The organism is Acrocarpospora phusangensis, assembly GCF_016862995.1.
Taxonomy (GTDB): domain Bacteria; phylum Actinomycetota; class Actinomycetes; order Streptosporangiales; family Streptosporangiaceae; genus Acrocarpospora; species Acrocarpospora phusangensis.
Map to the genome: position 1 here is coordinate 25296 of NZ_BOOA01000034.1, position 23969 is coordinate 49264.

13 protein-coding genes are annotated in these 23969 nt (G+C 72.9%); 9 read left to right on the top strand and 4 right to left on the bottom strand.

Features of this window, described 5'->3' with window-relative positions; all coding sequences use genetic code 11:
* Window positions 1-351 precede the first annotated feature (351 nt).
* Genes Aph01nite_RS20875 through Aph01nite_RS20895 form a run of 5 tightly spaced genes read left to right on the top strand, consistent with a single transcriptional unit; the run spans window position 352 to window position 13153 of the window.
* On the top strand, window positions 352-5655 hold the full coding sequence (locus tag Aph01nite_RS20875; protein ID WP_239161849.1) for a non-ribosomal peptide synthetase/MFS transporter: 5304 nt from the start codon (window positions 352-354) through the stop codon (window positions 5653-5655).
* On the top strand, window positions 5652-7037 hold the full coding sequence (locus Aph01nite_RS20880; protein WP_204042616.1) for a condensation domain-containing protein: 1386 nt from the start codon (window positions 5652-5654) through the stop codon (window positions 7035-7037). The genes Aph01nite_RS20875 and Aph01nite_RS20880 overlap by 4 nt, the downstream gene beginning before the upstream one ends.
* A gap of 1 nt (window position 7038) precedes the next feature.
* Window positions 7039-8853 carry a non-ribosomal peptide synthetase gene (locus Aph01nite_RS20885; RefSeq protein ID WP_204042617.1) on the top strand — a complete coding sequence of 605 codons (1815 nt, stop codon included), beginning with the start codon at window positions 7039-7041 and terminating at the stop codon, window positions 8851-8853.
* On the top strand, window positions 8850-11801 hold the full coding sequence (locus Aph01nite_RS20890; RefSeq protein WP_204042618.1) for a condensation domain-containing protein: 2952 nt from the start codon (window positions 8850-8852) through the stop codon (window positions 11799-11801). The genes Aph01nite_RS20885 and Aph01nite_RS20890 overlap by 4 nt, the downstream gene beginning before the upstream one ends.
* The gene (locus tag Aph01nite_RS20895; protein WP_204042619.1) at window positions 11798-13153 is read left to right on the top strand and encodes a condensation domain-containing protein; all 1356 of its coding nucleotides are present in this window, start codon (window positions 11798-11800) and stop codon (window positions 13151-13153) included. Before Aph01nite_RS20890 ends, Aph01nite_RS20895 begins: the two co-directional genes overlap by 4 nt.
* On the opposite strand, the gene Aph01nite_RS20900 is transcribed toward Aph01nite_RS20895, so the two are convergent.
* The gene (locus Aph01nite_RS20900; protein WP_239161850.1) at window positions 13137-14432 is read right to left on the bottom strand and encodes a methyltransferase; all 1296 of its coding nucleotides are present in this window, start codon (window positions 14430-14432) and stop codon (window positions 13137-13139) included. The two genes, Aph01nite_RS20895 and Aph01nite_RS20900, sit on opposite strands and share 17 nt — an antisense overlap.
* A gap of 73 nt (window positions 14433-14505) precedes the next feature.
* Between Aph01nite_RS20900 and Aph01nite_RS20905 the strand changes: the two genes are divergently transcribed.
* Both Aph01nite_RS20905 and Aph01nite_RS20910 read left to right on the top strand, forming a co-directional pair.
* A complete protein-coding gene (locus tag Aph01nite_RS20905) occupies window positions 14506-15744 on the top strand; it encodes an FAD-binding protein (RefSeq protein ID WP_204042620.1) in 1239 nt (412 codons plus the stop codon).
* 109 nt (window positions 15745-15853) lie between these two features.
* Window positions 15854-17518 (top strand): FG-GAP repeat protein, encoded by a 1665-nt coding sequence (locus tag Aph01nite_RS20910; RefSeq protein WP_204042621.1) that lies wholly within the window; start codon window positions 15854-15856, stop codon window positions 17516-17518.
* Between the two features lie 14 nt (window positions 17519-17532).
* Here the strand turns inward: Aph01nite_RS20910 and Aph01nite_RS20915 are convergent, their stop codons facing one another.
* Both Aph01nite_RS20915 and glnII read right to left on the bottom strand, forming a co-directional pair.
* Window positions 17533-17694 carry a hypothetical protein gene (locus Aph01nite_RS20915; protein WP_204042622.1) on the bottom strand — a complete coding sequence of 54 codons (162 nt, stop codon included), beginning with the start codon at window positions 17692-17694 and terminating at the stop codon, window positions 17533-17535.
* A gap of 54 nt (window positions 17695-17748) precedes the next feature.
* On the bottom strand, window positions 17749-18768 hold the full coding sequence (gene glnII, locus Aph01nite_RS20920; RefSeq protein ID WP_204042623.1) for a glutamine synthetase: 1020 nt from the start codon (window positions 18766-18768) through the stop codon (window positions 17749-17751).
* Window positions 18769-19063: 295 nt separating this feature from the next.
* On the opposite strand from glnII, the gene Aph01nite_RS20925 reads away from it, so the two are divergent.
* Window positions 19064-20182 (top strand): 5-methyltetrahydropteroyltriglutamate--homocysteine S-methyltransferase, encoded by a 1119-nt coding sequence (locus Aph01nite_RS20925; protein WP_204042624.1) that lies wholly within the window; start codon window positions 19064-19066, stop codon window positions 20180-20182.
* 33 nt (window positions 20183-20215) lie between these two features.
* Here Aph01nite_RS20925 and Aph01nite_RS20930 read toward each other — a convergent pair whose 3' ends face one another.
* A complete protein-coding gene (locus tag Aph01nite_RS20930) occupies window positions 20216-20992 on the bottom strand; it encodes a VOC family protein (protein ID WP_204042625.1) in 777 nt (258 codons plus the stop codon).
* A gap of 219 nt (window positions 20993-21211) precedes the next feature.
* On the opposite strand from Aph01nite_RS20930, the gene Aph01nite_RS20935 reads away from it, so the two are divergent.
* Window positions 21212-23941, top strand: coding sequence for a helix-turn-helix transcriptional regulator (locus Aph01nite_RS20935; protein ID WP_204042626.1), 2730 nt, complete (start codon window positions 21212-21214; stop codon window positions 23939-23941).
* The last annotated feature ends 28 nt before the right edge of the window (window positions 23942-23969 follow it).

Genomic DNA, 23969 nt, shown 5'->3' on the forward strand with positions numbered 1-23969 from the left:
GTTTCATGCGCTCCGGCTTTCCGGGCATTCTCCGGTGCGCGGCCCAGACGATCGCCCCAGATCCGGAGATCCCCGCAGGGAACGGCGTAATTTCCCGCCCCCAACAACTGGCCCTAATGCCATGTGATGGATAACGTTGCGGAGGACTCGCGCCGAGTTCCACCTGTTCAAGGTGGGAGCGTTCCCACGACCGATTCCGGCCGCAGGCGAGTTCGGCTGAGGCGGTGCCACTACGGCGGCCCGAATTCCGGGCTGCCGATATTAGCGGTGCCGTGAAGAGTTGACTGGACCATGCAGGATGGGAGCGCTCCCAGTGTTCTGTGCCCGTGGAGTCGATCCGGGGGTCATGCCGTGACGCGGGCCGAACTCTCGCCCGCCCAGCGTTCCCGGCTCGCCCAGCGGTTCCGCCAAGGAGCCGCCGGCCTGTCCATCCAGCCCCGCCCGCCGGGCACCGCGCCCCCGCTCTCGTACGCGCAGGAGCGGCTCTGGTTCCTGGAGCAGTACGCGCCGGACACCCCGGCCCACACCGTCTCCTTCGCGGTCCGGGTGGACGAGGCCGTCGACGAGCCGGCCATGGCCGCCGCGCTCCGCGACCTGACCGCCCGGCACGAGGCCCTGCGCACGCGCTTCGCCGTCACCGAGGACGGCGAACCCCAGGTCCTGCTGGACGCGCCCGACGCCGAGTTCACGGTGGACGACGACCCGTCGCGGCTCCAGCGGGAGCTGGACCGGCCGTTCGACCTGGAACGCGGGCCCCTGGTCCGGGTGCTCGTGCTCAGGCTCGGCCCCGCCGAGTCGGCGCTGCTGCTGACCATGCACCACAGCGTCACCGACGGCTGGTCCTGCGACATCGCGATGGAGGAGCTGTTCGCGCTCTACGCCGCCAGGAGGACCGGGACGCCCGCCCGGCTCGCGCCCCTCGCCGCGCAGTACGGCGACTACGCGCGCTGGCAGCGGGAGCGCTCGCACGACGGCGACATCGCGTACTGGAAGAGCCGGCTGGCCGGGCTGCCGCCGCTGGACCTGCCGACCGACTTCCCCCGGCCGCCCGAGCAGCGGTGGGAGGGCGCGGCCCATGACGTCTGGATCGACGCCGAGCTGACCGAGGCGCTCACGGTACTCGGGCGCGGGCACGGGGCGACGCCGTACATGACCGTGCTGGCCGCGTTCCAGGTGCTGCTGTCCCGGTTCTCCGGGCAGGAGGACTTCGCGGTCGGCTCGCCGGTGTCGGGACGGGACCTGGTCGAGCTGGAGCGCATGGTCGGGGTGTTCGTCAACTCGCTGGCGATGCGCGCGGACCTGTCCGGCGACCCGACGTTCACCGAGCTGCTCCAGCGGACCAGGGAGACGTGCCTGGACGCGTACACGCACCAGGAGCTGCCGTTCGACCGGCTGGTGAGCGAGCTGGCCGTCGAGCGGGACGTGTCCAGGCCGCCGGTGTTCCAGGTGCTGTTCGCGCTGCACAACTACCGGTCCGGCTGGCTGAGGACGCCGGGGCCGGCGCTGGAGGCGTTCCCGGTGCCGACCGTCTCCAGCCGGTTCGACCTGGCGTTGTACCTGTTCCAGACGCCGGGCGGGCTGACGGGGACGTTCGTCTACTCCACGGCGCTGTTCCGCGCCGAGACGATGGACCGGCTGAACGCCTGCTTCGTCCGGCTGCTGCGCTCCATCGCGGCCGATCCGGACGTGCCGATCTCGGCGCTGGAGCTGGCGCCGGAGGAGGAGACGGCCGAGGTGCTGGCCTTCGGGGCGAGCGAGCCGCCGGTTCCGTTCACCGGCGCGGGAACGTTGCACGAGGCGATCGCGGCGCAGGCCGCCCGTACGCCCTGGGCCACGGCCGTCGTGTGCGGGGACCGGTCACTCACGTACGCCGATCTGGACGGGCTGGCCGGCGAGCTGGCCGGCCGGCTGCGGCGGCTGGGGGCGGGCCCGGGGCACCGGGTGGGGGTCTGCCTGGAGCAGTCGGCCGAGTCGGCGGTGGCGGTGCTCGGGGTGCTCAAGTCGGGCGCCGCGTACCTGCCGCTGGATCCCGAGCATCCGAAGGACCGGCTCGCGTACGTCCTGGCGGACGCGGGGGCCGAACTGGTGGTCACCGAGGGCCCGCTGCTCGATCGCCTGCCGGACGGGGTGAGCCCCGTCCTGGTCGGGGACCCGGCGAGCCAGGGCTCGAGCCTCGGCGAGGACACCGGCGGCGCGCACGCCGGGCCCGGGGACCTCGCGTACGTGATCTACACGTCCGGCACGACCGGGCGGCCGAAGGGCGTCGCCGTCCAGCACCGGGAGGTCATGACCTACCTGGCGGGCGCGCACGAGCGCCTGGGCATCGAGCCGGGCGCGTCGTTCGCGCTGCTCCAGTCGCTGGCGTTCGACTTCGCGGTGACGGTCTTCTACCTGTGCCTGATGACCGGCGGCACAATGGACCTGATCGCCTCCCGGACGGCGGGCCCCGATCTGGCCGCGCGGTTCCGGAGCAGGCCGCCGGACTACCTCAAGATCACGCCCTCCCACCTGGCGGCACTGACCGCGGACACGCCCGCCGCCGAGCTGCTGCCCCGGCGGCTGCTGATCCTGGGCGGGGAGGCCGCCGACGGCGGATGGGCGGGCGAGCTGGCCCGGATCTGCCCGGTGGTCAACCACTACGGCCCGACCGAGGCCACGGTGGGCGTCACGACGTACCGGATCGAGGGCGAGCCGGGCGGGACGCTGCCGATCGGCAGGCCGCTTCCCGGGGCGCGGGTGCACGTGCTGGACCGGAGCCTGCGGCCGGTCCCGGTGGGCGTGCCCGGCGAGGTGTACCTGGGCGGCGAACGGCTGGCGCGGGGGTACCTCAACCGGCCGGGGCCGACCGCCGGGAGCTTCCTTCCCGACCCGTACGGCGCGCCGGGCGCGCGCATGTACCGCACCGGCGACCTGGCCCGCTGGCTGCCCTCCGGGGACCTGGAGTTCCTCGGCCGCCGCGACCATCAGCTCAAGATCCGCGGATACCGGGTCGAACCCGCCGAGATCGAGGCCGTCATCGGCGGCTCCTGCGTGGTCGTGCCCCGCGACGGCCGCCTGGTGGCCTACCTGGCGGGCGACCCCGTCCCGGACGCGGAGCTGCGCGACCGGCTCGGCCGTACCCTGCCCGACTACATGATCCCTGCCCAGTTCGTCTGGCTGGAGGAGCTCCCGCTCAAGTCCCACGGCAAGATCGACCGCGACCGGCTGCCCGAGCCGGCCGCCCTCCCGGCCGGCGAGTACGTCCCGCCGGCCACCGACTCGGAACGCGCCGTCGCCGAGATCTGGTCCGAACTGCTCGGCGCGGAGCGGGTCGGCGCGCTGGACGACTTCTTCCACCTCGGCGGTCACTCCCTGCTGGCGATGCGGGTGATCGCGCGCCTGCGCAAGGCCGCGCCGCACCGGACCGTGACCGTGCTCGACCTGTTCAAGCACCGCACCGTACGCGACCTGGCCCGGCTCCTCGACACCGGCGACAGCGGCCCGAAACGGTTCCTGCACCGGTTCACGCCACCCGGCAAGACGACGAAGGGCACGCTGGTCTGCGCGCCGTACGGCGGCGGCAGCGCGGTCATCTACAAACCGCTCGCCGACGTCATGCCGGACGGCTGGCAGCTGCTCTCCATCGCCGTCCCCGGCCACGAACTCGGCGAGGAGGGCCGCCCGATCACGGAGGTCGCCGACGGCTGCGTGGCCGAGATCCTGGCCGGCGTCACCGGCCCCCTCGTCCTGTACGGCCACTGCGGCCTGGGCGTCATGCTCACCGTGGAGATCGCCCGCAAACTGGAGGCGGCCGGCCGCGAGGTGGAGGCCGTCTACCTGGGCGGCATCTTCCCGTTCGGCCGCCCGAAGGGCCGCCTGGCCGGGCTCTCCCGGGTGATGGAACGCCTGCGCAGCGACCAGATCTGGGCCAACGCCCTGCAGTCGGCCGGGCTGGACATCGACGAGCTCGACCCGGCCCAGCTGAAGCTGATCATCGACAACCGCCGGAAGGGCACCCGGGAGGCCGAGCAGTACTTCACGAACCTGTTCGAGGAGAACACCGAACGGCTGCGCGCGCCCGTCATCTCGGTGGCCGGGGAACGCGACCCGGCCTGCGAGTTCTACCAGGAGCGCTACCGCGAGTGGCACCTGCTGAGCGACTGCGTGGCCGGGGTGGTGCTGGACGAGGCCGGGCACTTCTACCTGAAGTACCGCGCCGAGGAGCTGGCCACGATCGTGACCGGCGTGCACACGGCCATCGCCGGGGACGCCACCGAACCTTTGCGGCGGACCGAACGCTCCACGTGGTGGCTGGAGGGGCTGTCCCGCAAGGACGTGATGGCCGACGAGGACGGGCTGGCGCTCGGGCCCCAGCCGAGCATGCGCCGGTTCTTCGCGGTGGCAGCCGGGCAGCTCATCTCCTGGACGGGGTCGGCGCTGACCGACTTCGCCATCCCCGTGTGGATCTACGTCACCACGGGGTCCTTGGCCAACTTCACGCTGTTCGCCGTGCTCGGCCTGGTGCCCGGCATGCTGATCTCCCCCGTGGCGGGCGCGATCGTGGACCGGTACGACCGGCGTACGATCATGATCCTCGGGGATGTGGCCGCGGGCGGGGTGCAGCTCATCCTGGGCGTGCTGGCGTGGACCGGGAACCTCCAGGTCTGGCACATCTATCCGCTGATCGTGGCGTTGTCGCTGTCGCTCACGTTCCAGCGCTTCGCGTACATGTCGGCGGTTCCGCAACTGGTGCCCAAGCAGTACCTGGGCCACGCCAACGGCGTGGTGGCGACCGTGACCGGATCGGCCATGCTGCTGGTGCCGCTCATGGCGGTCGGGCTGATGTCGGTGATCGGGCTGGGCGGCATCCTCGTGCTGGACGTGGTCAGCTACGTGGCCGCGACCCTCGTCGCGCTCTGCGTCCGGTTCCCCAGGACGATGGCGTGGCGGCGCAGGGAGAGCCTGATCGAGGAGATCAAGGGCGGCATCCGGCACTCCTGGGGCAACTTCAACTTCCGGGCCATGCTGCTCTGGTTCGCCGTGCTCAACGTGTTCCTCGCCCCGCTGTGGCTGATGTTCACGCCGCTGGTGCTGTCCTTCGCGACGCTGCCCGACATCGCGCGCGTCTCGCTGGCCGGCGGGGTCGGCGGCCTGCTCGGCGGCCTGGTGATGAGCGTCTGGGGCGGGCCGCGCAAGTACCGGCTGCGCGGGGTGTTCCTGGCCACGCTCGGGTTCGCGGTCTTCTGCGGCGTCGTCGGGGCCCGCTCCGACCTGACCCTGATCGCGGCGGGCGCGTTCGGCATGGCCTTCTTCATGACCCTGATCAACGGCCAGTACGCCACCATCATCCAGGTCAAAGTGCCCCAGCGCTTCCACGGCCGGGTGATCGCGCTCAACACGCTGGTGGCCTGGTCGACCCTGCCGTTCGGCTACATCGTGGTCGTGCCGTACGGGTCGGAGCTGTTCAAGCGGATCGGCGAGGCGACCGGCCTGGGCTCGGACCGCGGCATCGGCCTGCTCTACGTGGTGTGCGGCCTGGCCATCGCGGTCATCGCGCTGGTCGCGCTGCGGATCAGGACACTGGCCCGTTTCGACGAGGAGGTACCGGACGCGATGGCCGATGACCTGGTGGGCACCGAGGCGCTCAGGCGCCGGCTTGAGAAGGTCGCGCCATGACCCCCGAGGACCGCGCGGAGCTGGTCAAACGGCTGGCGGAGCTGCCGCCCGAGCGGCGGGAGGCGCTGCGCAGGTCGCTGGCCGAGCAGGCGGACGGGATGGCCTGGCCGCTCTCCTCCGGCCAGGAGCGGCTGTGGTTCCTGAGCAGGTTCGACCCGGACGACACCGGCTACCACATGATGTGGCACGTACGGCTGCACGGCGCGGTGGACCACGCCGGGCTGGTGTGGGCCTTCTCCCGGATCGTGGCCAGGCACGAGGTGCTGCGCACCCGGTTCCTGCTCCGGAGCGACCGGCCCGCGCAGGTCGTCAGGGACCCCGAGACGGTGCCGGTGGAGCGGATCGCCGGCGGCGGCCAGGACGCCGTGGTCGCGTTCGTCAACCGGCCCTTCGACCTGAGCAGGGACCTGCCGATCCGGGTGGCGCTGATCGGCGACGGCGACGCGCACCTGCTGTGCATGGTGATCCACCACATCGCCGGCGACGCCTGGTCCCTGGACGTGCTCATGCGCGAGCTGGCCGAGTGCTACGCCGCCTACCAGGAGGGCCGCGAACCCGCCCTGCCGCCCCTGACCCTGCAGTACCGGCATTTCGCCGTGTGGGAGCGGAAGCGGCAGGACCCGCGCGCCCTGGAGTGGTGGGCCGAGTGGCTCGCCGGGGTGCCGCCGCTGGACCTGCCCGTCGACCGGCCGCGGCCGAAGCGGTGGAGCGGGCAGGCCGTCCGCGCGTACGTGTCCGTGCCCGACGACGCCGCGACCCGGCTGGAGGACCTGGCCAAACAGGAGCGCTGCACCCCGTTCATGGCGCTGGTGGTGGCGTTCCAGGCCGGCATGGGCCTGCTGGCCGGGCAGGAGGACTTCGCCGTGGGCGTGCCCGTGCACGGCCGGGACCGGCCCGAGTTCGCGACGCTGATCGGCTGCTTCTCCAACACGATCGCGGTCCGCGCCGACCTGTCCGGCGACCCCACCTTCCGCGAGCTGCTGCGCCGGGCCCGCGGGCCGTTCCTGCGTGCGCTGCAGAACTCCGGCACGCCGTTCGAACGGGTGCTGAACGCGGTCCAGCCGCCCCGGGACCTGAGCCGCCCGCCGCTCTGCCAGGTCGTGTTCAACCTGACCCACGACCTGCCCAAGGCCGACCTGTTCCGGACCACCCTGGGCGACCTGCGGGTGGAGACGTGCGAGCCGCTGCGCGTCACCCAGGCCAGGGCGGAGGTGCTCGGGGAGATCTACCGGGACTCCTCCGGCGTCGGCGGCTGGCTCGAGTACAACAGCGACCTGTTCTCCGCCGAGACGGGACACCTCATCGGCGAGACCTTCACCGGCCTGGTCCATCGCGCGGGCAAGCACCCGGACCTGCGCCTCTCCCACCTGAAAGGCATGTGAGATGAGCCTGTTGGCGCGATGGCGTGACCTGACCCCGGACGCGGTCGCGGTGAGCGGACCCGGCGGCGACCTGACCTACGCCGAGCTGGACCGCCGGGTGACCGCGCTGGCAGGAGTCCTGCGCGAGCGGGGGGTGCGGCCGGAGGTCCCGGTCGGCCTCTGCCTGGAGCGGACCACCGGCATGCTGGTCGCCATCCTGGCCGTGTGGGCGGCGGGCGGCGCGTACGTGCCGCTGGACCCGGCCTTCCCGGAGGACCGGCTGCGGCTGATGCGCGAGGACGCCGGGATCCGGCTGGTGCTGACCCAGCCGGGCGTGGACCGGCGGCTGGTCGCGGACGTGGCCGAGGTCCTGACGATCAGCGAGGGCGGGCTGACGGAGGAGAGCGCCGAACCGGGCCGCTGGCCGGAGGGCGACCTGGCCTACCTGATCTACACCTCCGGCTCGACCGGCCGCCCCAAGGGGGTGGCGGTGCCGCACCACGCGGTGACGCACCTGATCGAGTCGTTCGCGGACACGCTCAAGCCCGCCCCCGGCGACGTCTGGCTGGCCGTGACCACCCTGTCCTTCGACATCTCCGTGCTCGAACTGCTGCTGCCGCCGGCCTGCGGCGCGCGCGTGGTGATCGCGGCCGACACCGCCGACGGCAAGTCGCTGCGCGAGCTCGCCATCGCCCAGGGCGCGACGATCATGCAGGCCACCCCGGCCGGCTGGCGCGTCCTGCTCGAATCCGGCGGCGTGCCCGAGCAGATCACCACCCGCCTCTGTGGCGGCGAAGCCCTGCCCCGCGACCTCGCCGACGCGCTGCTCGCCGACGGCGCGCGGCTGTGGAACGTGTACGGCCCCACCGAGACCACCGTCTGGTCGGCCGCCGGCCTGGTGCCCCCCGGACCCGCCCCGGTCACCCTCGGCGAACCCGTCGGCGACACCGGCCTGTACGTCCTCGACCCCGGCGGCGAACCCGCCGAGGAGGGCGAGCTGCACATCGGCGGCGCGGGCGTGACCCGCGGCTACCGCGGCCTGCCCGCCATGACCGCCGCCCGGTTCCGGCCCGACCCCTTCAACCCCCGGCCCGGATCCCGCATGTACGCCACCGGCGACCTGGTCCGCAGAACCGGCGCCGGACTCGAATTCCTGGGGAGAGCCGACCAGCAGGTCAAGGTACGCGGCTTCCGCATCGAACTCGGCGAGATCGAGACCGCCCTCCGCTCCGGCGTCGAGGTACGGCAGGCCGCCGCCGCCGTGCACCCGGGCCCGGACGGCACGCTGCGGCTCGTCGCGTACGTGGTGGCGCGGGAGGCCGACCCCGGCGCGCTCTGGCCGGTGCTGCGCGAACGCCTGCGCAGGTCCGTGCCGGAGTACATGGTGCCCGCCCACCTGGTCGTCCTGGACGCGCTGCCGCTCACGCCCAACGGCAAGCTCGACCGGGCCGCGCTGCCGCCGCCCGCCTGGACCAGGGCGGGGACCGTCCCGTACCGGGAGCCGGGCACGCCGGTGGAGGTGGAGCTGGCCGCCATCTGGGGGGAGGTGCTGGGGGTGGCCGAGCCGATCGGGGTGGACGACGACTTCTTCGACCTGGGCGGGCACTCGCTGGCCGCCACCCAGATCATCGCCAAGATCCAGGCGCGGTTCGCCATCGCCGTCCCCATCGTGCTGCTCTTCGAGCATTCCACGGTGACCGCGCTGGCCCGGGAGATGGAGCTGTTCGACCCCGACGAGCTGGACCTGAACGAGGTGGCCTCGCTCCGCGACCAGCTGGACGGGCTGAGCGCCGAGGACCTGGCCGCGATCTTCGACGACCTGGCGGCCGGGTCATGAAAGCGCCCCTCTCCCCCGCCCAGGAACGCCTCTGGGCGCTCCAGCGGCTGGAGCCCGGCAACTCCGCCTACAACTGCCATCTGGTCCGGCGGCTGGAGGGCCCCCTCGACCGCGCCGCCTTCGACCGCGCGGTCGCCCTGGTCGCGGCCCGGCACGAGAGCCTGCGCACCCGCTTCGTCGAGGAGGACGGTGTGCCGTGGGCCGTCGCGGGCACGCCCGCCACGGTGGACTGGCGGCGGGCGGCGGACGAGGCCGAGGCGGTGGAGCTGGTCGCCGACCTGGTGGGCCGCCCGTTCGACCTGATGGCGGGCACGCCGGTACGGATCTCGGTGATCGAGATCGCCGACGCCGACCCGGCCGAGCACGTGCTGTGCGTGGTGCCGCACCACATGGTCGCGGACGGCTGGTCTCTCCAGATCCTCCTGGCCGACCTGGCCGAATGCTACGACGCCTCGGTGGCGGGGCGGGCGCCCGAGCTGGCGCCGCTGCCGATCCAGCCCAGCGACTTCGCGCGCTGGCAGCGCAGGCGGGACGAGCGGGCCGCGCCGTTCTGGCTGGAGCGCCTGGCCGACCCGCCGCCGCCCGACCTGCCGTTCCGCGCGGCCGGCACGGCGAGCGGGCGGGGCGGCTTCCACCGGATCGAGATCCCGCCCGAGGTGGCGCGCGGGCTCGAACGGGTGGGCCGGGAGCGGCGGGCGACGCTGTTCATGGTGCTCACGGCCGCCTACCAGGCGCTGATCTCCCGGCACACCGGCCGGCGCGACGTGCTGGTGGGCACGGCGGTGGCGGCCAGGGAACGGGCCGGGCTGGAGCCCATCGTCGGGTTCCTGTCGCAGGTCGTGGTGCTGCGCGGGGACCTGAGCGACGACCCCGCCTTCGCCGAACTGGTGGACAGGACCCGGGCGGACGCGGTGACGGCGCTCGGGCGGCCGGCCGTACCGTTCGAGCGGTTCGCGCAGCCCTCCGAGATCCTGGTGCCGAGCCTGTTCATCCTGCACAACCAGACGCCCGGCAGGGACGGGTCGTTCGGCGGGCTCACCATGAGCCGGTTCGAGGACGGGTACCGGCAGGCCAAGGTGGACATCTGCATCGACGCCTGGCATGACGGCAGCCGGATCCTCATGTCCATCAACTACGACGTCGGCCTGTTCGAGGAGGCGGACATCGCCCTGCTGGGCGAACGATTCCTGCGGCTGCTCGAATCGGCGGCGGCCGACCCGCGGGAGCGGGTGTCGCGGCTGGCGATGGCGGACCCGGCGACGGAGCCCGTCCCCGTCCCAATCGAGGTCCCGGTCGAGCCCGTCCCGTTCACGCTGGGCGGGCCGCCGGACGCGGTGGCGCTGATCTGCGGCGACGACTGGATCACGTACGGGAACCTGGACGAGCGCGCCGGGGAGGTCGCGGAACGGCTGCGCGCGGCGGGAGTCACGACCGGGGATCTGGTGGGCGTCCGCCTGCCGCGCTCGGTGGAGTTGATCGCGACGCTGCTGGCGGTGTGGCGGCTGGGCGCGGCGTACCTGCCGCTGGACCCGGACGATCCGGACGAGCGCGTCGCGTTGCTGGCCGAGCCCGCGCATCACGTCGTCACGTCCGAGGGCGTCGTCCCGGGCGGGGGCGTGGGGAGGTATCCGGGGGCCGCGTACGTCATCCCGACGTCGGGGACGACGGGCGTGCCCCGGGGAGTGGTCGCCGAGCGGGCCGGGGTCGAGGCCCGGGTGCGGTGGATGCGGGAGGCGTACCGGCTGGGGGCGCGGGACCGGGTGGTGCAGTTCTCTGCGCTGAGCTTCGACGCGCACGTCGAGGAGGTGTTCCCGGCGCTGGCGGCGGGCGCGGCGCTGGTGCTGCTGCCGGACGGCGCGGCCACCCTGCCGGACCTGCTCAGGTCGGCGGCGGGGCGCGAGGTGACCGTGCTGGACCTGCCGACCGCGTACTGGCACCGGCTGGTGGACGTGATCGACGAGATCGCCTGGCCCGCCGGCCTGCGGCTGGTGATCCTCGGCGGCGAGCAGGTCATGGCCCCCTCGGTGGAGCGCTGGCGGGACCGGTTCGGGGACACGGTGCGCCTGCTCAACACGTACGGCCCGACGGAGGCGACGGTGATCGCGACCGTCGCCGAGCTGGGCGCGGCGGACGCGCGGCGGCGGCCGTCCATCGGGACCGCGATCGGCGGCGCGTCCGCGGCGGTGCTCGACGAGCGGGGCGAGGCGGCCCCGGCGGGGGTGGTGGGCGAGCTGGCGCTGGGCGGGATCGGCGTCGCCCGCGGCTACCTCGGGCGGCCCGGCCTGACCGCGGGCCGGTTCGTGCCGGACCCGTACAACCCGGGCGGGCGCCGCTACCTGACCGGGGACCGGGCGCGGTGGCGGGCCGACGGCGGCCTGGAGTTCCTCGGCCGGGCCGACGACCAGCTCAAGGTGCGCGGCTTCCGGATCGAGCCGGGCGAGGTGGAGAGCCACCTGCTCAGGCACCCCGAGGTGGCGCAGGCGTACGTGACGGCGCGCCAGGACGACCTGGTCGCCTACTACGCGGGCACCGCCGACCCGGTGGACCTGCGGGCCGACCTGGTCGCCCGGCTGCCGCGGCAGCTGGTGCCGACCGTGTGGGCGCGGCTGGACGCGCTGCCGCTCACCAAGGGCGGCAAGGTGGACAGGTCCGCGCTGCCGAAGCCGGAGCGCGCCGGCGCGGCCGAGCGGGTGGCGCCGCGCACCGACGCGGAGGAGTTCGTGGCCTCGATCTGGTGCGCGCTGCTCGGCCTGCCCGAGGTGGGGGTGTACGAGGACTTCTTCGAGCTGGGCGGGCACTCGCTGCTGGCCACCCGGATGGCGGCCAGGATCCGGGCCGGGATCGGCGTGGAGGTGCCCATCCGCGTCCTGTTCGAGCAGAGCACGGTGGCGGGGCTGGCCGAGGTGCTGGAGGACCTGCTGCTGGCGGAGATGGCGGCCGAGGAGTGATCTCGCCGGATCTGCGCGCCGCCCTGCTCGACCGGCTCGCCAAGGTCCCGCCCGAGCGGCGGGAGGCGCTGCGGCGCACGCTCGGCGAGAAGGGCGGCCTGCCGCTGTCCCCCGGGCAGGAGCGGGTCTGGTTCCTCAGCAGGTTCGATCCGGAGGACACCAGCTACCACGTGCCGTGGTGCGTCTGGCTGCGCGGCCCCGTACGGCCGGAGGCGCTGGCCGGGGCGTTCGCCAGGATCGCGGCCCGGCACGAGGTGCTGCGCGCCCGCTTCAGGATGACCGGCGAGGGGCCCCGGCAGTTCATCCTGCCGCCGGGCCCGGTCACCCTGGAGCGGGGCGAGCTGCTCGGCGACCCGGCGCCGCCGGTGGACGCGTTCGTCAACCGGCCGTTCGACCTGGAGGTGGAGCCGCCCTGGCGGGTCGCCCTGCTGCGGGTGACCGGCGAGCGCATGCTGCTCTGCATCGTGCTGCACCACATCGCCGCCGACGGCTGGGCGCTGGACGTGCTCATGCGCGAGCTGGCCGAGTGCTACGCCGCCGCCGTCGAGGGCCGCGAGCCCGACCTGCCCGACCTGCCGATGCGCTTCACCGAGTACGCGGCGAGCGAACGGAACCGGGACAGCGGCCCCCAGCTGGCGTTCCTGGCCGAGCGGCTGGCCGGGACGCCCAACCTGGACCTGCCGGCCGACCGCCCCCGGCCGCCCCGCTGGACCGGGCACGGAGCCGCCGTACGGTTCGAGGTGCCGGGCGAGGTCGTCCGGGGCCTGGAGCGCTTCTCGCGGCGGGAGCGGTGCACCCCGTTCATGGTGCTGATGGCGGCCTTCCAGGCCACCCTGGGCGCCACCGCCGGGCAGCGCGACTTCTGCGTCGGCGTCCCCGTCGCCGGCCGTTCCAGGGCCGAGTACGCGCCGATGATCGGCTCCTTCGCCAACACGCTGGCGGTGCGGGCGGACCTGTCCGGGGACCCGGCTCCCGGCGAGCTCGCCAGGCGGGTCAGGAAGGCCGTGATCGAGGTGATGACGCGGGCGGACGCGCCGTACGAGAAGGTGATCGCGGCGTTGCGGCTGCCGCGCGACCTGAGCAGGCTGCCGCTCTGCCAGGCCATGTTCGCGCTGCAGAACACCCCGCAGGACGACATGCTGCGCCCGGCCATCGGCGACCTGGAGGCCGAGTTCTACCCCGGCCCCGGCTCCCGCTACACCAAGGCCGAGGTGGCGGTGCAGCTGTGGCCGCTGGGCGACGGGCTGGCCGGCATCCTCGACTACAGCGCCGACCTGTTCGCCGAGCGGTCCATGCGCGCGCTCGCCGACCGCTTCACCGGCACGGTCGCGCGGTTCACCCTTCCCGCTTGACGGCGCGCAGGACCACGAACTTCGGGTCGCTCGCCACCAGCTCGCAGTTTCCGAACAGGCGGCGCAGCTTGACGTGGTAGCCGAGGTGGCGGTTGCCGACGACGTAGAGCTCGCCGCCGGGGCGCAGGGCGCGGCGGGAGCCGGTGAACATCTCCCAGGCGGTGGCGTCCCCGATGGCGCGGTGGCTGTGGAAGGGCGGGTTGTTCAGGACCAGGTCCACGCTGCGGGCCGGGATCTCCGACATGCCGTCGCTCACGAGGAAGCGGGCGGGGGCGTCCGTGGCGGCGCGGAAGGTGGCCTCCGCCGAGGCGACCGCGTGGTAGGACTCGTCGACGAAGGTCAGCTCGGCCTCCGGGTGCGCGAGGGCGGCGGCCAGGCCGACCACACCGTTGCCGCAGCCGAGGTCCACGACCTGGCCGCCGCGGGCCGGCAGGTGGCGCAGGAGGAACCGGGTGCCGATGTCGAGGCGGTCCGCGCAGAACACCCCGGCGTGATTGGTTACGGGTCTGCCGGAAACCGGTCCGGCGTCCTCGGGCAGCCGGTAGGTGCGCGGCCACGGGCTCGGGGCGCGGGGGATCGCCGGGTCCGGGGTGCAGAAGATCAGGCGTGCCTTGCGGACGGCCAGGGAGGTCCTGGTCGGGCCGAGGACGCGCTCGAACAGCTGCAGCGTGGAGGTGTGGATCTCGGTGACCATGCCGGCGCCCACGATCACCGTGCCCGCGTGCACCGAGGGCGCGAGGCGGCGGAGCTGGTCCTCCAGCAGGGCCAGGCTCTTCGGCACGCGGACCAGCAGCACGTCGATCCGCCCGGGCGGGTCGTCCAGCGTCGACAGCAGTCGGGGGCCCGACACCCCGTTGCGTTCCAGGTTCAGCCGGGTCGCGCGCTGGGCCAGGAAGGAGTCGCTGATCTGGACCGGCGCGTACGCGGCCAGCGCGGTCGCGATCGCCCCCCAGCGATCGCCGAAGACGGCCACGGAACCAGTCACGGAACCAGTCACGGAACCGGCACTGGAACCGGCCACGGAACCAGCCGGGGAACCGGCGCTGGAACCGGCGTTGGCACCAGTCACGGAATCAGCCGGGGAATCGGGTACGGATTCCGTGGCGGAATCGGCGCCGGAACCAGCCGCCGAACCGGCCAAGGGACCGAGCAGCCCGGTCTCCGCCAGGTGCCGTAGCAGGTACTCGTCGGCCGCGTCCCAGGCCCGGAGCCCGTCGCGGGCGTTCCCGGTGGCTCGGTCGAGTTCGAACTCCCCCACCGGGGTCACGAGGCTGTTCATCGCCTGACCAGGCTAGCGCGGGCCGAGGTGCCCGCTGCCCGTGCGGTACGGGAAGGTGGTTATGGTCAAGGCCATGACGGTTCAGGTGAATTGGGCAGGAAATCTCACTTATCGGGCCACGGCGGTCCACCGGCCGGGCTCGGTCGAGGAACTCCGGGAACTGGTGGCGCGCAGCCCGCGCATCCGGGCGCTCGGGACCCGGCACTCCTTCAACGAGCTGGGCGACTCCCCCGCTGAACTGGTGGAGTTGGGCGGCCTGCCGCCGGTCATCGAGGTGGACTCCGCCGCGGCGACGGCGCGGATCGGCGGCGGCCTGCGGTACGCGGACGTGGGCCGGCACCTGGACGAGCGCGGGTTCGCGCTGCGCAACCTGGGGTCGCTGCCGCACATCTCGGTGGCCGGCGCGTGCGCGACCGGGACCCACGGGTCGGGCGTGGGGAACGCGAACCTGTCCGCGTCGGTCGCGGCCGTGGAGCTGATCACGGCCGAGGGGGACCTCGTCACGCTGAAGCGCGGCGACGACGGGTTCGACGGGGCCGTGGTGGGACTGGGGGCGCTCGGCGTCGTGGTCTCCCAGACCCTGGACCTGGTGCCCTCGTTCCAGGTGCGCCAGCGGGTGTACGAAGGCCTCCCCCTCGAATCCCTTTTCCCGAAATTTCAGGAAATCGTGTCTGGTGCGTACAGCGTGAGCCTGTTCACGGACTGGCGGGGGCCGGCGATCAACCAGGTGTGGGTGAAGCGGCGCGACGGCGAGCCCGCGGTGGAGATCCCGGCGGAGCCCGCGGACGGGCCGCGCCATCCCGTGCCCGGAATGGCGCCGGACAGCTGCACAGAGCAGGGCGACGTGCCCGGCCCCTGGTACGAACGGCTGCCGCATTTCCGGCCGGACCGGATTCCGAGCGCCGGTGACGAACTGCAGTCGGAGTACATGATCGACGCCTCGGACGCGGTGGCGGCGCTGGCCGCGCTGGCCGCGATCCGGGAGCACATCGCCCCGGTTCTGCTGATCTGCGAGATCCGCACCATCGCCGCGGACCGGCTCTGGCTCAGCCCCTGCCACGAGCGGGACTCGGTGGCCCTGCACTTCACCTGGATCTCCGACACCCCGGCCGTGCTGCCGGCGGTGGCCAAGATCGAGGAGGCGCTGGCCCCGTTCGCGCCCCGCCCGCACTGGGCCAAGATCTTCCTCACCCCGCCGGACGACCTGCGCCCCCGCTACACCCGCCTCCCCGATTTCCTGGCGCTGGCGCGCGACCTGGACCCCTCCGGAAAATTCCGCAACCCGTTCACGGAGAAATACCTGTTCGCCTAGTCCGCGACGTCGTTTTACGCGGAATTTCCGCGCACATTTCCGCAGATCAGGCGGAATACGGCCTGTTTCCCTTGTCGGGCTTTCACCCCCCGACAAGGAGGAACGATCCATGTCCCACATGTCCCACCGTCGTCATCTCGTCCGGGCGGCGGTCGCCGTCGCCCTGGCCCTCGGCGGCGCCGCCGCGCTCGCCCCGCCCGCCCTGGCGGACGCCCACAGCGTCACGCTCCACGCCGACTTCGACAGCGACGGGTTCGCGGACGCCGCCATCGGCGTCCCCGCCGAGAACATTGGAGCGATCCAAGACGCCGGCCTCGTCCACGTCCTGTACGGCGGCCCCGGCGGGCTCGGCAGCGGCGGCAGCCAGACCTTCCAGCAGAACAGCCCCGGCATCGACCCCGGCATCATGGACGACCCCGGACCGGAGACGGGAGACCGGTTCGGGGCGGCCCTCGCGGTCGGCGACGTGGACGGCAACAGCATCGAGGACCTGATCATCGGTGTCCCCGGGGAGGACCGCGGCCTGACCCAGGACTCCGGCGCGATCCACGTGCTGTTCGGGCACGTCTCCACCGGCCTGTCCGGCGTCGGCAGCATCACCCTCGACCAGGAACTGGCCAGCGCCGTCTCCAGCGGCGACAACGAGCCGGGCGACCAGTGGGGAGCCGCCCTGGCCGTGGGCCGGGTGGACAACGACTTCGAGGCCGAACTGTTTGTGGGCGCTCCCGGGGAGGACACCACCGTGGCCGACGGCGGCCAGGTCTGGGCGCTCCAGTTCGACTTCGGCGACTTCACCTTCGACACCTTCCAGACCGCCCAGCTCGACCAGGACGCCACCGGCGTGGAGGGCGTCCAGTCGCCCGGCGACCGCTTCGGCGCGGCCCTGGCCGTCGGCGACTTCGGCACCGACGCCTTCGACGACCTCGCGGTGGGCGTGCCCGGCGACGAGGTCGACGCGGTCGACAACGCCGGCTCGGTCAACGTCCTGTACGGCTCCGCCACCGGCCTGTCCACCGCCAACGACCAGCTCTGGAACCAGGCGGCCCCGCTGCCCGGCGGTCCCGAGGCCGGCGACGCGTTCGGCACCGCGCTGGCCGTCGGCGACTTCAACGAGAACGCCGCCAACGTGAGCGGCCAGTTCCCCGACGACCTGGCCGTGGGCAGCCCCGGCGAGGACGCCGGCGAAGGCGTCGTCTTCGTGATCTACCGCTCGGGCAACTCCCTGGTCACCACCGGCGCCCAGCTCTGGTCCCAGGACACCGCGGGCATCTCCGAGGCCGGCAACCCGGGCGACGCCTTCGGCCGCGCCCTGACCGCCGGCGACTTCAACGGCGACGACCAGGACGACCTGGCCGTCGGCGTCCCGGGCGAGGACTCCGAGACCCTCGGCCGCGCCAACGTCGGCGGCGTCAACGTCATCTACGGCGACCGGGGCGCCGCCCTCGGCGCCGACCACCAGCAGTTCCTGTTCGGCGAGAACCTCACCTTCGGCGACCCCGCCGAGACCGACGACGCCCTCGGCACCGCTCTCACCAACGGCGACTACAACGACAACGGCGAATCCGACCTGCTCATCACCATCCCCGGCGAGGAGGTCCCGGGCAGCGGCGCGACCAGCCCCGGCGCCCTCAACCTGGTCTTCGGCAAGGACGCCTTCGGCATCCTCGGCTTCGGCGGCCTCGACCCCGACGACGGGCAGTTCCTCCACCAGGACTCCCCCGGCATAGGCGACAGCACCGAGGCCCTGGACGGCTTCGGCGAATCGGCCCGCTGACCCGCCAGGACCCGCTAGGAATCGCTCAGACCGGCCAGCACACGGTGGAGCCCCCACCGGAACTGGCCGGTCGAGTCGTACGCGGCGATGGCGGCGACCTCCCGGTGCTCCGCCGGCCGTTCGCGGTGTCGCGCCGGCCACGCCACCGACCACGCCACCGCCGAGACGGTCCGCACAACGCGAGAACGGCTCCCACCCGAGCGGGTGAGAGCCGTTTCTTCGTCCGTGGATCAGACCTGGCCGGCCTTCTCCAGGGCCTCGCAGCAGGTGTTGGTGATCAGGCGGGTCACCACGTACGGGTCGACGTTGGCGTTCGGGCGGCGGTCCTCGATGTAGCCCTTCTTGTCGAGTTCGACCTGCCACGGGATGCGCACCGACGCGCCGCGGTTGGAGACGCCGTAGCTGTAGACGTTGTAGGGGGCGGTCTCGTGCAGGCCGGTGAGGCGCTGCTCGATGCCGAAGCCGTACCCGGCGATGTGCTCCTCGACCTTGCCCTCGGCGCCGAGCGCCTCGCAGGCGGTGATGATCGCGTCGTAGCCCTCGCGCATGGCGCGGGTGGAGAAGTTGGTGTGCGCGCCCGCGCCGTTCCAGTCACCCTTGGCCGGCTTGGCGTCGAGGGTGGCGGAGACGCCGAAGTCCTCGGCGATGCGGTAGAGCAGGTAGCGCGCCATCCACATGTGGTCGGAGACCTCCAGCGGGCCGCCGGGGCCGATCTGGAACTCCCACTGGCCGGGCATGACCTCGGCGTTGATGCCGGAGATCTTCAGGCCGGCCTCGATGCAGGCGTCGAGGTGCGCCTCGACGATGTCCCGGCCGACCACCTCGTCGGCGCCGATGCCGCAGTAGTACGGACCCTGCGGCCCGGGGAACCCGCCGACCGGGAACCCGTACGGGCGGCCGTCCTTGAAGAAGGTGTACTCCTGCTCGATGCCGAACCAGGACTCCTGGGCGGCGAACTTCTCGTCGACCGGCGTGAGCAGGGCGCGGGTGTTGGTGCGGTGCGGGGTGCCGTCGGCGTTGTAGACCTCGCAGAGCACGAGCACGTTGTCGCCGCCGCGGATCGGGTCCGCGCAGGAGAAGACGGGCTTGAGCACGCAGTCGGAGGCGTGGCCCTCGGCCTGGTTGGTGCTGGATCCGTCGAAGCCCCAGATAGGCAGGTCGGCGCCGTCGGCCAGCACCTTCGTCTTGGACCTGAGCTTCGGCGTCGGCTCGGTGCCGTCGATCCAGATGTACTCAGCCTTGTAAGCCACGTCGTTCCCTTCCTCAGTCGCGAGCCAGGGCATAAGCTCGCCACGCCCGACTCTGCCAACCCCCCGTTTCGCAACCATTGCCCGTTTGTGAACACGGTGTGACAAAGCTCGAAGTGAGTGGCCGGTGTGACGTGCGTCACCACAAACCCATGAATCGACCGGAATGTCGCGATCATTGTCAGTTTTGATCGCCAGAGGGCCGGGATAGGCGCTAGCGTCGGCCTATCGGGGCCCGAAAAGCGAACGTCCATTCGTACTGCGAACGTACGATGCGTCTGTAGGAGCTGATCCAGCGATGCGCAGTGAACCTCCCTTCCGTGCGGACCACGTCGGCAGCCTGCTGCGGCCGGCCGAACTGCTCCGCGCGCGCGACGACTTCCGCCAGGGCACGATCCCGGCCGAGCGGCTGCGGGAGATCGAGGACGCGGCCATCCGGGAGGTGGTGCGGGCCCAGCAGGAGGCGGGACTGCGGTCGGCGACCGACGGGGAGTTCCGGCGGGCGTCCTGGCACATGGACTTCATCTACAAGCTCGGCGGCGTGACCCAGGCCACCGACGAGCACATCACGGTCCGGTTCCGCAACGACGAGGAGGAACTGGAGTTCGCGCCGCCGGCGATGCGCGTGGCGGAGCCGATCCGGCTGACCGAGACCATCTTCGAGGACGACTTCACCTTCCTGCGGGACACGGTCGCGCCCGGGATCACGGCCAAGCTGACCATCCCGTCGCCGAACATGGTGCACTACCGCGGCGGGCCGGCCTCCATCGGCCACGGCGTCTACCCGGATCTGGAGGACTTCTGGACCGACCTGGCCGCCGCGTACAACGAGGAAGTGCTCCGCCTGGCCGAGCTGGGCTGCCGCTACCTCCAGTTCGACGACACCAGCCTGGCCTACCTGAACGACCCGGCCCAGCGGGCCGAGGTCGCGGCGCGCGGCGACGACGCCGACCACCTGCACCTGCGCTACATCAAGCAGATCAACGCGGCGCTGGCCAACCGGCCGGAGGGCCTGCGGGTCACCACCCACATGTGCCGGGGCAACTTCCGCTCCTCCTGGGCGGCCGAGGGCGGCTACGACTTCGTCGCGGAGGCCCTGTTCGGCGAGCTGGCCGTGGACGGCTTCTTCCTGGAGTTCGACGACGAGCGCTCCGGCGGGTTCGAGCCGCTCCGCTTCGTGCCCAAGGACAAGCACGTGGTGCTCGGCCTGGTCACCACCAAGCGCGGCGAGCTGGAGTCCAAGGACGACCTGAAGCGCCGCATCGAGGAGGCGTCCAAGTTCATCGACCTGGACCAGCTGTGCCTGTCGCCGCAGTGCGGCTTCTCCTCCACGGTGGAGGGCAACACGCTGACCCACGAGGAGCAGTTCGCCAAGATCCGCCTGATCGTGGAGACCGCCCAGGAGGTCTGGGGTTAACCGGCCAGACCTCCTGGGCTTCCGCCCTGTCGCCTACTGCGGCGCCTCCGCGCTGGTGATGACCGCGAACCTGGCCCCGTGCGGGTCGGTGCAGACGGCGAAACGGCCGACGCCCTCCACCGCCATGGCGGGCAGCACGACGGCGCCGCCGGAGGCGTCGACCCGCACCAGGGTCGCGTCGCAGTCGGAGACCTCGAAGTAGGGCAGCCAGTGGGCCGTGTCGCCCTGCTCCAGCGGCATGATCCCGGCGATGTCGGGCTGCTTCCCTTCGGCGGTGGAGACCAGCACGTAGGTCAGGCCGCCGCCGAAGGGCACCTCCTTGATGCTCCAGTCGAAGAGCGCGGTGTAGAAGTCGCGGACGGCGCTGGGGTCGGGCACGTAGAGCTCGGTCCAGCCGAGCGAGCCCGGCTCGGTGACGAGGTCGAGGCCGCGGGTCCCGCCGGGCTGCCAGACGGCGAACTCGGCGCCGCCCGGGTCGGTGAAGGCGGCCATGCGCCCGGCGTCGAAGACGTCGCCGGGCTCGACCCGGACCGTTCCACCGTGCTCGCGGACCCGCCGGGCCGCCTCGTCGGCGTCGGGGGCGTGGAAGTACAGCGTCCAGGCGGGCCTGGCTCCGGGGTCCATCAGCGGGCCGAGCGCGGCGACGGTCTTGCCCGCCTGCTGGAGGAAGCCGTAGCCGCCCGCGTCGGGGCCCGCGGAGTGGAAGACCCAGCCGAAGACCGCGCCGTAGAAGCCGGCGCTGGCCTCGGGGTCGGGGGAACCCAGGTCGATCCAGTTCGGCGCGCCCGGGTGGAAATCGGTGGTCAGCATGGAATGCTCCTTCGCATCCGTGTCGGGGCGGCCAACGATGCCATGCGGGACCGACATTTTCCGGCGTCCTCTGATGGCCGTGCGCCGAGTGACGAATGTGACCAGACTGCAAAGCCTATTTCTGGGTTCGTGTCCGGGTTAATAGCGCTACGCCCCTCCAGGCTAGTCGCCGCTGGGTAAAGTGCCCGTGTGACAGCGGCCAAATGATCAGGTGACGGCATGGATGGTCATACCGCCCCTCTGATCGGCCGGGGCGACCTCCTCCGGGAGCTGCGGGGAACGCTGGACGCGAGCCTGGACGGCGCGTTCCGGTTCCTGGCCCTGGAGGGCGAGCCGGGGGCGGGCAAGACCCGGCTGCTGGCCGAGTTACGCATGGCCGCCCGGGCCCGCGGCGGTCTGGCGCTGTGGGGCAGGGCGGCCGAGTTCGAGCAGGTCATCCCGTTCAGCGCGCTGGTGGACGCCCTGGACGGCCATCTGGAGGACGCGCGGATCCCGCCCGATCCCCTGCTGGCGACGGTCTTCCCCGCGCTGGGCGCGGCCGCGGAGCCGGGGGACGACCGCAGCGGCCTGGCCAGGTACCGGCTCTACCGGGCGGTCATCGGCTTGCTGGAGCGGCTGGCCGAGCCGTCCGGGCTGGTCCTGATCCTGGACGACGTGCACTGGGCGGACGGCAGCACGATCGACTTCCTGGACCACGTGGTCCGGCATCCCCCGGCGGCGCGGGTGCTGATCGCCGTCGCGTACCGGCCGAAGCAGGCGTCGCCGCGGCTGGCCGGGGGCGGCAGCCGGATCACGGTGGGGCCGCTCAGCGAGGCCGAGGCCCACGAGCTGCTCGGTCCGGAGATCAGCAGGGGCCGCCGCCGCGCCCTGTACGAGGCGAGCGGCGGCAACCCCTTCTACCTCCAGGCCCTGGCCAGGATCGAGGCCGGAGACCTGCCGGCCACCCTGCACGCGGTACTCCAGCGCGAGCTGGCCGGCCTGTCCGGCGACGCCCTGCTGGTGGCCCAGTCCGCCGCCGTGGCCGCCGACGAGTTCGAACCCCGCCTGGCCGCCGTGGCCGCCGAGCTGGCCGACCCGGTCACCCTCAAGTCCCTGGACGAGCTGGTCGCCCGCGACCTGGTCCGCCCGGACGGCAGCCGCTTCCGCTTCCGCCACCCCCTGGTACGGCAGGCCGCCTACGAGTCCGCCGCCCCCGGCTGGCGGTTGGCCGCGCACGCCAGGATCGCCGGGCACCTGGCGGCCGTCGGCGCCCCCGCCACGGTACGGGCACACCACGTCGAACGGTCGGCCACCTTCGGCGACCGGGAGGCGGTGGCCGTCCTGGTGGAGGCGGCCCGCGCGGTCGCCACCACCGCGCCCGCCACCACCGCGCACTGGCTGCGGGCCGCCATCCGGCTGCTCCCCGACGACACCGACGGCCGGGGCCACCGCCTGGACCTGCTGCTGGAGCTGGCGCGCGGCCAGGTGGTGTCCGGCTGGCTGGCCGAGGGCCGGGAGACCGCCTACGAGGTGCTGCGCCTGCTGCCGCGCGAGGACTACGCCAGGCGGGCCAGGGCGGCCCGGTTCTGCGCCCTGGTGGAACGCCTGCTGGACCGGCCCGCGCAGGGGCGGGCGGTGCTGCTGGCGGAGCTGCGGGAGATCCCCGACCCGAAGCTGCCCGAGGCGTACCCGATGCGGCTGCGGCTGGTGGCGGAGAGCCTGATGCGCGGCGACCACCGGGCCGCCCAGGCGGTGCTCGACTTCATGCCGTCGGAACCGGCCGACCACGGCCTGGCGGTCGCGGTGGCCGCCCTGCGGCCGATGCCGGCCTACGCGGCGGCCCGCATCCCGGCCGCGATCGATCATCTGGACCGGGCGGACGCGCTGGTCGCGGTCACCCCGGACATCCAGCTGCTGGAGTGGATGGACACGATCGCCTGGCTGTGCTGGGCGGAGCTGTGGCTGGGCCGCCACCGGTCGGCGGTGGACAGGTTCGAGCGGGCCATCGCGATCGCGAAGGCGACCGGGCAGACGTTCATCGTGACGAACATGCTGGCCGGCCAGGCCCGCGCGTACGGGGTGGTGGGCCGCCTGCCGGAGGGCGCGGTGGCGGCCGAGGAGTCGGCGGAGGTGGGCCGGCTGCTGCACTCGGGGTACGCGGTGGTGGTGGCCCAGGCCCAGCAGAGCCTGCTGGCCTGCCTGACCGGCCACGAGGAGCTGGCGGTACGGCTCGGCGAGGAGGCGGTCACCTCGGGGGTGAGCGCCCTGGAGTGGCCGGGCGCCCAGGCCCTCTACGCCTACGGCAACGCCCTCGCGCACACCGGGAGGGCCGCCCTCGCGCCGGTCACCGCCATCGAGGAGGCGTTCGCGGCCGGCCGATTGGACCAGTTCAGCATGTTGTCGTTCTGCGAGACGATGGCCGCGCACAGCGACGACCGAGCCGCGTGGGCGGCGCGCGCGGCCGAGGTGGCCCATCCGGAGCTGGAGTTCAACGCCGGTTTCGTGCACCTGGCGGCGGCGCACGCGGGGTCGGGCACGGCGGCGGCCGATCTGGCGCTCCAGGCGGCCGGGATCCTGGCCGCCGCGGGTCAGCGGCCCGCCGCGGGGCGCGCCCTGCTCCGGGCCGGCTGCGCGCTGATCTCCGCGGGGCGCAAGCGGGACGCGCTCCCCCATCTGGGCGAGGCCGGGGAGCTGTTCGAGGCGTGCGGGGCGCCGGGGCTGCTGGCCCAGGCCGTACGGGAGCAGCGGCGGGCCGGGAAGCGGGTGCCGTCCAGGGGGAAGGGCGCGGGCGGGCACGGGCTGTCGCCCCGGGAACTGGAGATCGCCCGGCTGGTCGTCGAGGGGTGCACCAACCAGCAGATCGCGGAGCGGCTGTTCCTCAGCGTGCGGACGGTGGAGACGCACCTCTCCCACGCGTTCGAGAAGCTCGGGGTGACGTCCAGGACCGGGCTGGCCATCGCCCTCAAGTAACCACCGGAAGTACGTGTTTTCCACGATG

What these genes read in the sequence shown, in the direction of transcription:
- Aph01nite_RS20935 (WP_204042626.1), top strand. Translation starts at nt 21,212, where the DNA reads ATGGATGGTCATACCGCCCCTCTGATCGGCCGGGGCGACCTCCTCCGG.
- Aph01nite_RS20910 (WP_204042621.1), top strand. Translation starts at nt 15,854, where the DNA reads ATGTCCCACATGTCCCACCGTCGTCATCTCGTCCGGGCGGCGGTCGCC.
- Aph01nite_RS20900 (WP_239161850.1), bottom strand. Translation starts at nt 14,432, where the DNA reads ATGAACAGCCTCGTGACCCCGGTGGGGGAGTTCGAACTCGACCGAGCC.
- Aph01nite_RS20905 (WP_204042620.1), top strand. Translation starts at nt 14,506, where the DNA reads ATGACGGTTCAGGTGAATTGGGCAGGAAATCTCACTTATCGGGCCACG.
- Aph01nite_RS20885 (WP_204042617.1), top strand. Translation starts at nt 7,039, where the DNA reads ATGAGCCTGTTGGCGCGATGGCGTGACCTGACCCCGGACGCGGTCGCG.
- Aph01nite_RS20925 (WP_204042624.1), top strand. Translation starts at nt 19,064, where the DNA reads ATGCGCAGTGAACCTCCCTTCCGTGCGGACCACGTCGGCAGCCTGCTG.
- Aph01nite_RS20880 (WP_204042616.1), top strand. Translation starts at nt 5,652, where the DNA reads ATGACCCCCGAGGACCGCGCGGAGCTGGTCAAACGGCTGGCGGAGCTG.
- Aph01nite_RS20930 (WP_204042625.1), bottom strand. Translation starts at nt 20,992, where the DNA reads ATGCTGACCACCGATTTCCACCCGGGCGCGCCGAACTGGATCGACCTG.
- Aph01nite_RS20890 (WP_204042618.1), top strand. Translation starts at nt 8,850, where the DNA reads ATGAAAGCGCCCCTCTCCCCCGCCCAGGAACGCCTCTGGGCGCTCCAG.